This window comes from Pseudomonas guariconensis (genome assembly GCF_040822035.1).
GTDB classification, from domain to species: Bacteria; Pseudomonadota; Gammaproteobacteria; order Pseudomonadales; family Pseudomonadaceae; genus Aquipseudomonas; species Aquipseudomonas guariconensis.
The window spans coordinates 3,409,378-3,421,477 of the sequence record NZ_CP162012.1 but is presented as its reverse complement, the minus strand read 5'-3'; the positions used below and the strand labels follow the sequence as shown (position 1 = coordinate 3,421,477).

Sequence of the window (12,100 nt, the reverse complement as noted above, 5' to 3'; positions counted from 1 at the left end):
ACAACTCTCTGCATCGTGTAAGGAGCACGGTGCGACCGTCTTCAACTGGCAGGGACTGCGAAGCAGCCCCACAGGGCTCACGCCTTACGCTCGAGTTGTCGCTCTATCATGTATTTGACCGCCAGGCGCCTTTCCTTGAGGCGCCGCAGGTCGTCGTCATCGGCAATGCCTGCCGAGATCGATTCGGCCGCCAAAACCTGATTGTCGATATCCACATATTCATCCAGCAGCCGGTCCAGCTCTTTGTCCTGTTGGCGCCGCTGCTGGACGATTTCGCGGGGATAGTGCAGGTCCTGGTACAGGTCGTGGGAAACTGGCATGGGGCCCTCCTTGTAATGCGCAGGTTTTCTTACCTGATTGGAAGGGGCGAACACGCGGTTGTTAAAGCGAGGCGCAAAAAATACGACGGATGGCCAGGGCAGGAATCAGCGGGGAAGACTAACTTGCTGTTTTAAGGCAATTTTTTTCATTCCGGGGGTTCCCAGGTGAATCGAGTGTTGGTATAGTGCCGGCCATTCCAGCACAGCGGCTCAACGTCGTTGTCAGCGAACCGTCAGAACGACAGTGCTCATGCACTCGTCGCATCCGATACAGGGGCGTCGCCAAGCGGTAAGGCAGCAGGTTTTGATCCTGCCATGCGTTGGTTCGAATCCAGCCGCCCCTGCCATTTCTTCACATCTCTTCTCGATATTCCTCTTCGCCTTGGCGCACTGTCTTCTAGTGTCTTTCGCTCGTATAGCGATTGAGCCTCGTAGCGCTTATCCGGCTGCCATCGCGGAACAAGCACAAGGCTGCTCCCTGTAGGAGCGGGCTCGTCCCGCGATAGGGCCAGAATGCTTCAGCGCAATTCCTTGACCATCTTCTCCAAGGTTTCCAACACGGCGCCAGCCAGCGCTTTGGATCGCTCGCCCGACCAGCCGGTAATGGCGTTGGGCGCATCGTCGTGATCCTTGAACGGCATCTCCAGCGTCAGTGAAAGGCAATCATAGGCTTGGCCGACGGCGTTGCAGGCCAGTGTCATGTTGGCCTGACCGGGCTCGTCGCGGGTATAGCCGTGCACGGCCTGGAAGTCCCGTGTGATGCTGCACAGTGTGGAGCGGAACTGCTCCTCTAGCTTCGCCAGGCGGGGCGTGTAGCCCGGGTTGCCTTCGCAGGCGGCGGTGAAGACATGTGGGATTTCCTCGTCGCCATGCACATCGATGAACGCATCCACCCCGTGCTGTTTCATCTGGCTCTGGGCGAAGAAGACCTCGGGGCTGAGCTCGACGCTGGCGTCCTGCCAGGCGCGGTTGAGGTCCTTGCCCTTGAAGTTGGTGCGCAGATGTCCGAGGAAGGCGCCATCAGGGTTCATGTTCGGGATCAGGTACAGGTCGGCGGCCGCGAGCAGTGACTGGACGGTGCTGTCGTTGGCTTGCAGGCGGTCTATGACGCCCTCCATGAACCATTCCGCCATGTGCTCGCCAGGGTGCTGCTGAGCGATCAGCCACAGCTTGCGCTTGCCTGGTGCGCCGTCGCCTGCGCGCAACAGCGGGATATCGCGGCCTTGCACGCTACGACCGCAGGCCAGCAGCTCGACGGCCGGCAGTTGCTTGGCTCGTTCGATCAGTTGGTTGTGGCGGGCGCGGGGGTAGGGTTCGAAATAGGCGAACCAGGCCTGCGGAGCCTTGGCTTGAAGTTCGAACACCAGGGCTTGGCCGTCGAACTGGCTGGGGATGCGAAACCAGTGCTGTTGATCATAGGATGCCACGGCCTGATAGCCGTGCCAGGCCTTGTTGTAGGAGGACTGGCTGGCGTTATCGAGGCTGAAGCGGTGGGTCTGGCCCGGGGTCAGGCCGCTGGCCTTGAAGTGGAACCACTGGAAATGGCCACTGTTGGTATCGGGGCGGATGGCCAAGCGCACGCGGCTCGGGTCGCGGGTGTCCAGTACCTGGATATTGCCGGAATCGAAATCGCAGTCGATCTGCAGCGGGGACAGCGTCACGGTCATTGCCAGACTCCTGTGGCTTTGTTGTGGCGTTACTGTACACCGCTTGGCCAGAAGGCTGGGCGACTAAATCCTGTAGGAAAGAACTGCTTGCCCAATGGCCTGGAATTCAGGTCAAGAAGCCGAGCAAGGCCAAGGCTGCCACACCCAACCCGACCACGATCGTACAACCGCCCAGCGACAGTGCTGCCCGGCCATGGCGGTACCAGCCGTCATGGCCCAATTGGCGCGCAGGGGCGAGCAGGCTGCGCCATCGCATTTCGGTCTCGTGGAAAGCCTGCAGGTGTTCCGGGGCGGCGTCGAGCCAGCGGCGAAAGTCGATGCGTTCGCAGGCGGTGGCCTCGGGGTTCTGCAAGTGGATGTACCATTGCCCCGCAGTGCGAGCGAGGGCGTCGCCTGGAGTGCAGGTGGTTTGCAAGGCCTGATTCAGGTGGCGCTCGATGGCCAATAGCGGGAGGTCGAGACGCTGGGCGATGTTCGCAAGGTCCAGCTGGTCGAGGCGGTTGAGCAGAAAGACCTGTTGCACGCGCCGTGGCAAGCGCTGCAGGCCATGGAGCAGGGCGTCGCCGGTTGGCGTCTGCAAGGCGGTGTCATGTTCCAGAGGCAGCAATAGACGGTTCATGGACAGCTCCTTGCTCAAAATGGAGTAGGGGGCATCTTCCGTGATGCGCGAATAGATTAATCTTAACGATATTGATTCTCAAGTGCTGATTCCGTAAAACGCTGCAACACCCGTTCACGATTTGACATACCTTTGCTATCCTCGCGGCCATCAAGCGGTACCGACCTTCATTAGCCTGAAGAGCCAAAAAAAATGACCCGGCAAAAAGCCGGGTCAAAAACCGTGATTAGCCTGATGAGGAGATAATCTGAGAGTCCGACCTAAGGGCTTCCAGGTTATCCAGCAGGTCTTGCGACCAGCTGAGTGCAATAATAATCGTTATCATTTGCCAGTCAAATGAATTTTCCCCTTCCTGGTAAAAAAATATTACCGGGCGGCTCCCTGATAGCCGGAATACGGGCTCTTCACCGCTCGTCGGCCATCACGTCTTGCTCATCTCTCGGTCTTTCCTGACGCTTGCTCGTGCTCCAGCAACGCCCTGGCCATGTTCATCATGTGCATCAATGCGAACATCACCTCCCGGGTCATGCCCTGGGGCTGGTGAGTGGCTGTTTCGTGCGCGGTGGCCGCCGCGCAGCGCAACAGCGCCAGGGCATGATCCCGGGCCTGTGCGGCGCTTACGCCTTCATGTAGCGTCCAGATCTTGTTGTCCAGATTGGGGCGGGTCGGCGTGGGATTAAGGTAGTAGTCCAGGGCGCGGCGGGCTGCTTCGCTGTCGAGATCTGTTTCGTCGTTTTTCGATGGTTTCATCCTGATACCTGTTGATATTCACTTGGGAGTGGTGAATACGCAGCATAGGACAGTGTGTATTATTTATCTCATTGAAGATAATTCAGGATGTGTATTGATGCGGCAGATGCAGTCCGTATTGTTCTCCGCCATGGAAAACTGGAACGAATTTCTTGCGCGCTACAAGCGTGAACACAAGCTCAACCAGCTCAAACTCGCTGAACGTCTGGGCATGACCCAGGGCGGCGTAGGCCATTGGTTGCGCGGTACCCGAAAACCCACGCTGGCGACCATCAACGAAAAATTGGAAAAACTCGGGCTGGTGTATCTGCAAGCCCAAGTCATGGTGGTGGAGCGCAACCTGTTGCGTGAAGCACCTGGGGTCTACGCGCCAGGGCGGCCAATATCGGGCGAAGCGTTGCGCTATGCCAGTTTTCGGCTTCCGGTACTGGCCTGGAGCGATCTACAGGGCAAATTGCCCGAAACCGCCGAAGTGCACGAGCAGAGTGACTACATGCCAGCCGGTAATGCATTCTGGCTGCCGGTTGAAAACGATTCGATGAATGCCGCAAGCGGTGTGAGTGTGCCCCAGGGAATGCTCATCCTCGTGGATACGGGACTTGAGGTGGCGCCTGGAAAGCTGGTGATCGCTCGTCAGCCGGGCAAGGCCGCGGTGTTGAGGCAATTGATCGAAGAAGGCGGAGAGCGGATGCTCAGGCCGCTCAATACCCGGTATCCCACAGTGCTGTGCGAAGAGGGCTGCGAATTTCTCGGCGTCGTGGTTCGCGTGCACGGCAAGTTCTGATCGGCAGGGGCCGCTGCGCAATTCATCGCGCAGCGGCCCCTTTGTGTTTACTCAGCCAATTCCACCAGCACCGCCCCTTCGCTGACCATGTCACCCTCCTGACAAAACAGCGCCTTGACCGTGCCGTCATGCGGTGCGCGGATGCTGTGTTCCATCTTCATCGCTTCGAGCACCATCAGCGCGGTGCCAGCCTCCACGGCCTGGCCCGGCTCCACCAGCACACGTACGATACTGCCGTTCATGGGGGCGCTCAGGCCGCCTTGATGGCTATGGCTGGCTTCGGCCTCGGCGATCGGGTCGAAGGCGTTGACCCTATGCATTTCGCCATTCCATTGCAGATACAGCGCGTCACCTCGGCGTATGGCCAGGTAGCGGCGACGCAGGCCGTCCTGCTCATGGCACAGCTGCTCGCCCTGAAGTTGCCAGGCGGACGGAGCGCTGGATTCCAGCGCCACGGCCTGGTCCTGTCCGCCACTGCTCAGATGCAGGCTGCTACGCGCCGGCAGGCCCAGGCGCAGGCCGTCATGCCGGGCCCAGGGCGAGCCGGGATCGTCCTGACGCTGGTGCGTGGGACTGCCCTGCAACCAGGCCTCGGCGGCGGCTTGCCAGAACGCCGCAGGCAAGGCAGCGGGGGCCGGCAGCAGCTCGGCCTGGTGGCGTGGAATGAAGCCCGTGTCCAGCTCGGCCGCGGCGAAGGACGGGTGCGCCAGGATGCGGCGAAGGAAGGCAATATTGGTCTTCAATCCGCCAATGGCGAACTCGTCGAGCATGGCCAGCAGGCGCAGACGGGCCTGTTCGCGGTCTTCGCCCCAGGCGATCAGCTTGCCCAGCATGGGGTCGTAGAACGGCGAGACGGCATCCCCCTCGCTCACGCCGCTGTCCACTCGGCGGCCTTCGCCTGGGGCCGATTCGCGGTACAGCGCAAGGGTGCCGGTGGCCGGCAGGAACTCGTTGGCGGGGTCTTCGGCATACAGCCGCACCTCGATGGCATGACCGATCAGTGGCACCTGAGCCTGGGTGATCGGCAGAGGTTCGCCACAGGCCACGCGGATCTGCCAGGCCACCAAGTCCAGGCCGGTGATGGCTTCGGTGACCGGGTGCTCGACTTGCAGGCGGGTGTTCATCTCCATGAAAAAGAACTCGCCACGGGCATCGAGCAGGAATTCCACGGTACCGGCACCGACATAGCCGATGGCCTGAGCGGCGCGCACCGCCGCCTCGCCCATGGCCCGACGCAGCTCAGGCGACAGGCCTGGGGCGGGGGCTTCTTCGACCACTTTCTGATGACGGCGCTGGATCGAGCAGTCGCGCTCGTTGAGGTACAGGCAATTGCCGTGCTGGTCGGCGAACACCTGGATTTCCACATGACGCGGCTTGAGCACGTACTTTTCCACCAGCATGCGCGCATCGCCGAACGACGATTGCGCCTCGCGCTGCGCCGAGGCCAGGGCGTCGGCCAGTTGGCTTTCTTCCTCGACCACTTTCATGCCTTTGCCGCCACCGCCGGCACTGGCCTTGAGCAGTACCGGATAGCCGATGCGCTCGGCGGCGGCGCGGAAGGTTTCCAGGTCTTGGGCATCGCCGTGGTAGCCGGGCACGAGCGGCACGCCGGCGCTTTCCATCAGCGCCTTGGCCGCCGACTTGCTGCCCATGGCATCGATAGCGCTGGCCGGTGGGCCGAGGAAGATCAGGCCGGCCTGCTCGACGGCGCGGGCGAAGCCTGCGTTCTCCGAGAGGAAGCCATAGCCTGGGTGAATGGCCTGGGCGCCGCTGGCCTTGGCGGCGGCGATGAGTTTGTCGATCACCAGGTAGCTTTCGGCAGCCTTGGTGCCGCCCAGGTCGATGCGGATATCTGCCTCGCGACTGTGGCGGGCATCGCGGTCTGTGGCGCTGTGCACGGCGACCGTGGTCAGACCGATGGCTTTGGCGGTGCGCATGATCCGGCAGGCGATCTCGCCGCGGTTGGCGACCAGCAGGGTGGTCAGGGTGGGACGGCTCATGGGCGCGGTTCCTTCTCGTTGGCTTGCCAGGCGGGGCGGCGTTTTTCCAGGAAGGCGCGCAGGCCCTCCTGGCCTTCCGGGCTGACGCGGATGCGGGCGATGGTGTTTTCGCAGTAGCGGCGCAGGGCCGGGCTCAGCTCGCCGTCGTCGACTTCGCGCAGCAGATCCTTGGTGGCGCGCAGGGCCTGTGGGCTGTTGAGCAGCAGGTTGTCGACCCAGGCCTCGACCTGAGCGTCCAGCTCGTTGGCCGGGTAGACCTCGGCCAGCAAACCCAGCTCACGGGCGCGCACGCCGCTGAAGCGCTCGGCGGTCAGGGCATAGCGGCGGGCGGCGCGCTCGCCGATGGCCTTGACCACGAACGGGCTGATCACCGCTGGCGCGAGGCCGATGCGCACTTCCGAGAGGCACAGTTGTGCGTCCTCGGCGCCGATGGCCATGTCGCAGCAACTGATCAGGCCCAGGGCACCACCGAAAGCTGCGCCTTGCACCACCGCCAGGGTTGGAGCCTTGAGCCGGTGCAGGGCGTACATCAACTCGCCCAGCTCACGGGCGTCGTCCAGATTGGTGTTGAAGTCCAGCTGTGCCGATTGTTGCATCCAGGCCAGATCGGCACCTGCGCTGAAATGCCGGCCGCGGCCGCGCAGCAGCACAAAGCGCAGGCTGGCGTCCTCGGCGAGCTGGTCCAGGGCGACGATCAGTTCGCGGATCATCTGCGCGTTGAAGGCATTGTTCTTGTCTTCGCGGCTCAGCCACAAGGTGGCGAAGCCGCGAGGGTCCTTGATGACTTCCAGGGTGCTGAAATCGTTCATGGTCACATCCGGAAAATGCCGAAGCGGCTCTGTTCGATCGGGGCGTTCAGCGCGGCGGACAACGCCAGGCCGAGCACATCGCGGGTCTGCGCCGGGTCGATGACGCCGTCGTCCCATAGCCGTGCGCTGGAGTAGTAGGGGTGGCCCTGGCGTTCGTACTGGTCGAGGATCGGCTGCTTGAGCTTGGCCTCTTCCTCGGCGCTGAAAGCCGTACCGGCGCGTTCGCTCTGTTCGCGCTTGACCTGGGCCAGTACGCCAGCAGCTTGCTCGGCCCCCATCACGCCGATGCGTGCGTTGGGCCACATCCACAAAAAGCGCGGGTCGTAGGCGCGACCGCACATGCCGTAGTTGCCGGCACCGAAGCTGCCGCCGATGATCACGGTGAACTTCGGCACTTGGGCACAGGCCACCGCGGTCACCAGCTTGGCGCCATGCTTGGCGATGCCGCCTTCTTCATACTTCTTGCCGACCATGAAGCCTGTGATGTTCTGCAGGAACAGCAGCGGGATGCCGCGTTGGCAGGCCAGCTCGATGAAGTGCGCGCCTTTTTGCGCGGCCTCGGCAAAGAGGATGCCGTTGTTGGCCAGGATCGCCACCGGGTAGCCATGCAGGTGGGCGAAGCCGCACACAAGTGTGGTACCGAACAAGGCCTTGAACTCATCGAACACCGAACCATCGACCAGACGTGCGATAACTTCGCGCACGTCGAATGGTTGCTTGGCATCGGCGGGGACCACCCCGTACAGCTCCTGGGCGTCGTACAGCGGGGCGATCGGTGCCTGGCGCTGCACGTGGCCGAGCTTGCGCCAGTTGAGATTGGCCACGCTGCGCCGGGCCAAGGCCAGGGCATGTTCATCGTTGTCGGCGTAGTGGTCGGCCACGCCGCTGGTGCGGCAATGCACGTCGGCGCCTCCCAGGTCTTCGGCGCTGACCACCTCACCGGTGGCAGCCTTCACCAAAGGGGGGCCTGCGAGGAAGATCGTCGCCTGCTGGCGCACCATGATCGCTTCGTCGGCCATGGCCGGTACATAGGCGCCGCCTGCGGTGCACGAGCCCATGACCACGGCGATCTGCGGGATACCTTGCGCGCTCATGTTGGCCTGGTTGAAGAAAATCCGTCCGAAGTGCTCGCGGTCCGGGAAGACCTCGTCCTGGCGGGGCAGGTTGGCGCCGCCGGAGTCCACCAGGTAGATGCAGGGCAGGCGGTTCTGCAATGCGATGGTCTGGGCGCGCAGGTGTTTTTTCACCGTCAGCGGGTAATAGGAGCCGCCTTTGACCGTGGCGTCGTTGGCTACGATCATGCACTCGACCCCTTCGATACGACCGATGCCGGCGATCACGCCCGCGGCGGGTACGTCTTCGCCGTAGACCTCATGGGCGGCCAACTGGCCGATCTCGAGGAAGGGCGAGCCTGGGTCGAGCAGGCGATCGATGCGCTCGCGTGGCAACAGTTTGCCTCGCGAAGTATGCCGCTCCTGGGCCTTGGGGCCGCCGCCTTGGTTGACCTGGGCGAGCAGGGTGCGCAGAGCCTGGACCTGGGCCGCCATGGCGTTCCAGTTCTGCGCGAACTCTGGTGATTTAACGTTCAACTGTGACTTCAGGATCATCATGACTCCTCGCGCAGAATCAAGCCTCAAGCTTCAAGCTGCAAGAATGTTCGGTGTTGTGACTGCAAGCGCGCATCGCTGTTTGTCTTGCTGCTTGAAGCTGCTTCAGCGGGTTTCGTTGAACAGTTCGCGACCGATGAGCATCCGGCGGATCTCGCTGGTGCCAGCACCGATTTCGTACAGCTTGGCGTCGCGCAGCAGTCGACCTGCCGGGAATTCATTGATATAGCCATTGCCACCGAGGATCTGGATCGCCTCCAGGGCCATCTGAGTCGCGCGTTCGGCGGTATAGAGGATCACCCCGGCGGCATCCTTGCGGGTGGTCTCGCCGCGGTCGCAGGCCTGGGCCACGGCATACAGGTAGGCGCGGCTGGCGTTGAGCTGGGTGTACATGTCGGCGATCTTGCCCTGGATCAGCTGGAACTCGCCGATGCTTTGGCCGAACTGCTTGCGGTCATGGATATAGGGCACCACCAGGTCCATGCAGGCTTGCATGATGCCGGTCGGGCCGCCGGAGAGGACTACGCGCTCGTAGTCCAGGCCGCTCATCAGCACACGCACGCCGCCGTTGAGCTGGCCGAGGATGTTTTCCTCCGGGACTTCCACACCATCGAAGAACAGCTCGCAGGTATTGGAGCCGCGCATGCCGAGCTTGTCGAACTTGTTGCTGCGCGAGAAGCCTTTCCAGTCGCGCTCGACGATGAACGCGGTGATGCCATGGGCGCCCTTGTCCAGGTCGGTCTTGGCGTAGATCACATAGGTGTTGGCGTCAGGGCCGTTGGTGATCCAGGTCTTGCTGCCATTGAGTACGTAGTGATCGCCGCGCTTCTCGGCGCGCAGCTTCATCGATACCACATCGGAGCCGGCGTTGGGCTCGCTCATGGCCAGGGCGCCGATGTGCTCGCCGCTGATCAGCTTAGGCAGGTACTTGAGCTTTTGCTCATGGGTGCCGTTGCGGTTGATCTGGTTGACGCACAGGTTGGAGTGGGCGCCATAGGACAGGGCCACCGAGGCCGAGCCGCGGCTGATTTCTTCCATCGACACCACGTGGGCCAGATAACCCAGGCCGGCGCCGCCGTATTCCTCTGGCACGGTGATGCCCAGCAGGCCCATGTCGCCGAACTTGCGCCACATGTCGGCGGGGAACAGGTTGTCCTGGTCGATCTGAGCCGCGCGGGGGGCCAGTTCGGCGGCAACGAAGGTGCGCACCTGGTCGCGGAGCATGTCGATGGTTTCGCCCAAAGCGAAGTTCAGGGTGGGGTAATGCATGCGGGGGCACCTTCTTGTTATTGACGTTGGGTTACACCGTAGCTCAAGGGCTATCCACCGCTCCCTCGGGATGGGTGTCACGCCGACAAGCCGGTTGTCATTTTTCACCTTTACGTTAACGTAAACCTGCCGACTGAGGGTGTCAATCAGCTAGTGACCTTTACGTTAACGTAAATCTGCGCCAGAGTAGCGTCGCTTGCTTCAGTCATGCCCAGAACAACCACAAGAAGGGACATCCATGAGTCAACCAAGCTACACCCGCGGTCGCCAGGACCGCCCGTTGTTGACCCTGACCATCGGCCAGGCCTTCGATGCGACTGTGGCTCGCTATCCCGACGGCGAAGCCCTGGTCGTTCGCCACCAAGGACAGCGCTACAGCTGGCGGCAGCTGGCCGAGACTGTCGATGAGCACGCCCGGGCACTGATGGCGTTGGGTGTGCAGGTCGGCGACCGGGTCGGGATCTGGGCGCCCAACTGTGCCCAGTGGTGCATCCTGCAACTGGCCAGCGCCAAAGTCGGCGCGATCCTGGTCAACATCAACCCGGCCTACCGGGTCGGTGAACTGGAATACGTACTGCGCCAGTCAGGCTGCAGCTGGCTGGTGTGCGCCGACGCCTTCAAGACCTCTGACTACCACGCCATGCTGCTGGACCTGGCCCCAGAACTGCGCACCGACGCGCCCGGCCAACTGGCCAGCGAGCGGCTGCCGGCGCTGCGCGGGGTGATTAGCCTGGCCGTCAACCCGCCGGCCGGTTTCCTGCCTTGGACTCGGCTGATCGAGCGGGCAGGGCAAACCGACCTTGCGGCCTTCGACGCCCGCCAGCGCAGCCTGCAATTCGACCAGCCGGTAAACATCCAGTACACCTCCGGCACCACCGGCGCGCCCAAAGGCGCCACGCTCAGCCACTACAACATCCTCAACAACGGCTACATGGTTGGTGAAAGCCTGGGCCTGACGGCACAGGACCGCATGGTCATCCCGGTGCCGTTGTACCACTGCTTCGGCATGGTCATGGCCAACCTGGGCTGCGTTACCCATGGCAGCACCATGATCTATCCCAACGATGCCTTCGACCCGGGCCTGACCCTGCACGCCGTGGCCGAGGAGCGCGCCAGCATTCTCTATGGCGTGCCGACCATGTTCATCGCCATGCTTGACCACCCCGGTCGCGCCGAGCTGGACCTCTCCAGCCTGCGCAGCGGCATCATGGCCGGGGCCACCTGCCCGATCGAGGTAATGCGCCGGGTGATCGGGCAGATGCACATGGCCCAAGTGCAGATCGCCTACGGCATGACCGAGACCAGCCCGGTGTCGTTGCAGACCGGTCCTGACGACGAGCTGGAGCTGCGCGTGACCACGGTCGGGCGTACCCAGCCACAACTGGAAAGCAAGCTGGTGGATGAGCACGGCAACATCGTCCCGCGTGGCGAAATCGGCGAGCTGTGCACTCGCGGCTACAGCGTGATGCTCGGCTACTGGAACAACCCGCAAGCCACTCAGGATGCCATCGACCCGGCTGGCTGGATGCATTCGGGTGATCTGGCGGTAATGGATGAGCAGGGCTATGTGCGCATCGTCGGGCGCAACAAAGACATGATTATCCGCGGAGGCGAGAACATCTACCCGCGCGAGCTGGAGGAGTTCTTCTATACCCACCCGGCGGTCGCCGATGCCCAGGTGATCGGCATTCCCTGCAGCCGCTATGGCGAGGAGGTAGTGGCCTGGATCAAGCTGCACCCCGGGCACAGCGCCACGGCCGAGGAGCTACAGGGTTGGTGCAAGGCGCGTATCGCGCATTTCAAGGTGCCGCGTCATTATCGCTTCGTCGAGGAATTCCCGATGACGGTGACCGGGAAGGTGCAGAAGTTCCGCATGCGCGAGATCAGCATCGCCGAGATCAATCTCTGAACAGTCCTCGGTATCACCTGGTTGCGAGGGAGTCATGGTCTTGCTGCGGTGACCTTCGCGTGTAAACCCGCTCCCACAAAAAACGCGCTTGCGAAGACACAAGCGGGCTTACCTGCGAAAGGGGCGGCAGTTTCGCTGCCGCTCCCACTGTCCATCCCGTGCTTGTCACGGTCCTTGTCTATCCTTTGCCTTTCACCGGTGGCTCCTCGCTCGGCGGATCCCCCACGGTCGGCGGCACGGTCGGCTTGATCGGCAGCTCGTCCGGCTCCTCCTCTGGCACGCCCGGCGGCAGGGTAGGGTCGTCGATGTTCGGGTCGGGCGTCTCCGGTGGAATGGGAATGTTCATGGCCAGGCCTCCCTTGGGAT

At 62.6% G+C, this 12,100-nt stretch carries 11 protein-coding genes and 1 tRNA gene; 3 read left to right on the top strand and 9 right to left on the bottom strand.

The window, feature by feature from the left end; translation table 11 throughout:
* Positions 1–77 precede the first annotated feature (77 nt).
* Positions 78–320, bottom strand: coding sequence for a DUF465 domain-containing protein (locus AB1N67_RS15710; RefSeq protein WP_043212077.1), 243 nt, complete (start codon positions 318–320; stop codon positions 78–80).
* 272 nt (positions 321–592) lie between these two features.
* Between AB1N67_RS15710 and AB1N67_RS15705 the strand changes: the two genes are divergently transcribed.
* Positions 593–667 (top strand) — tRNA-Gln (locus AB1N67_RS15705).
* A gap of 171 nt (positions 668–838) precedes the next feature.
* On the opposite strand, the gene AB1N67_RS15700 is transcribed toward AB1N67_RS15705, so the two are convergent.
* The 3 genes from AB1N67_RS15700 to AB1N67_RS15690 all read right to left on the bottom strand — a co-directional run bounded on the left by AB1N67_RS15700 (position 839) and on the right by AB1N67_RS15690 (position 3,356).
* Positions 839–1,987 carry a M14-type cytosolic carboxypeptidase gene (locus AB1N67_RS15700; RefSeq protein WP_102082447.1) on the bottom strand — a complete coding sequence of 383 codons (1,149 nt, stop codon included), beginning with the start codon at positions 1,985–1,987 and terminating at the stop codon, positions 839–841.
* A gap of 106 nt (positions 1,988–2,093) precedes the next feature.
* Positions 2,094–2,606: a DUF4880 domain-containing protein gene (locus tag AB1N67_RS15695; protein WP_367863182.1), complete on the bottom strand. Its 513-nt coding sequence runs from the start codon at positions 2,604–2,606 to the stop codon at positions 2,094–2,096.
* 432 nt (positions 2,607–3,038) lie between these two features.
* Positions 3,039–3,356 (bottom strand): hypothetical protein, encoded by a 318-nt coding sequence (locus AB1N67_RS15690; protein WP_197852945.1) that lies wholly within the window; start codon positions 3,354–3,356, stop codon positions 3,039–3,041.
* Between the two features lie 130 nt (positions 3,357–3,486).
* Between AB1N67_RS15690 and AB1N67_RS15685 the strand changes: the two genes are divergently transcribed.
* Positions 3,487–4,140 (top strand): LexA family transcriptional regulator, encoded by a 654-nt coding sequence (locus AB1N67_RS15685; protein WP_043212082.1) that lies wholly within the window; start codon positions 3,487–3,489, stop codon positions 4,138–4,140.
* Between the two features lie 47 nt (positions 4,141–4,187).
* On the opposite strand, the gene AB1N67_RS15680 is transcribed toward AB1N67_RS15685, so the two are convergent.
* The 4 genes from AB1N67_RS15680 to AB1N67_RS15665 all read right to left on the bottom strand — a co-directional run bounded on the left by AB1N67_RS15680 (position 4,188) and on the right by AB1N67_RS15665 (position 9,825).
* Positions 4,188–6,140, bottom strand: a complete 1,953-nt coding sequence (locus AB1N67_RS15680; protein WP_367863181.1) for an acetyl/propionyl/methylcrotonyl-CoA carboxylase subunit alpha — start codon at positions 6,138–6,140, stop codon at positions 4,188–4,190.
* Complete coding sequence (locus tag AB1N67_RS15675) at positions 6,137–6,949, bottom strand: gamma-carboxygeranoyl-CoA hydratase (RefSeq protein WP_043212070.1); 813 nt, start codon at positions 6,947–6,949, stop codon at positions 6,137–6,139. Before AB1N67_RS15675 ends, AB1N67_RS15680 begins: the two co-directional genes overlap by 4 nt.
* Positions 6,950–6,951: 2 nt before the next feature.
* Positions 6,952–8,559 carry a carboxyl transferase domain-containing protein gene (locus tag AB1N67_RS15670; RefSeq protein WP_367863180.1) on the bottom strand — a complete coding sequence of 536 codons (1,608 nt, stop codon included), beginning with the start codon at positions 8,557–8,559 and terminating at the stop codon, positions 6,952–6,954.
* Positions 8,560–8,661: 102 nt separating this feature from the next.
* Complete coding sequence (locus AB1N67_RS15665) at positions 8,662–9,825, bottom strand: isovaleryl-CoA dehydrogenase (RefSeq protein WP_367863179.1); 1,164 nt, start codon at positions 9,823–9,825, stop codon at positions 8,662–8,664.
* Positions 9,826–10,063: 238 nt separating this feature from the next.
* On the opposite strand from AB1N67_RS15665, the gene AB1N67_RS15660 reads away from it, so the two are divergent.
* Complete coding sequence (locus tag AB1N67_RS15660) at positions 10,064–11,734, top strand: AMP-binding protein (protein ID WP_090344421.1); 1,671 nt, start codon at positions 10,064–10,066, stop codon at positions 11,732–11,734.
* A gap of 178 nt (positions 11,735–11,912) precedes the next feature.
* Here AB1N67_RS15660 and AB1N67_RS15655 read toward each other — a convergent pair whose 3' ends face one another.
* A complete protein-coding gene (locus AB1N67_RS15655) occupies positions 11,913–12,080 on the bottom strand; it encodes a hypothetical protein (RefSeq protein ID WP_167358084.1) in 168 nt (55 codons plus the stop codon).
* Between the last annotated feature and the right edge of the window lie 20 nt (positions 12,081–12,100).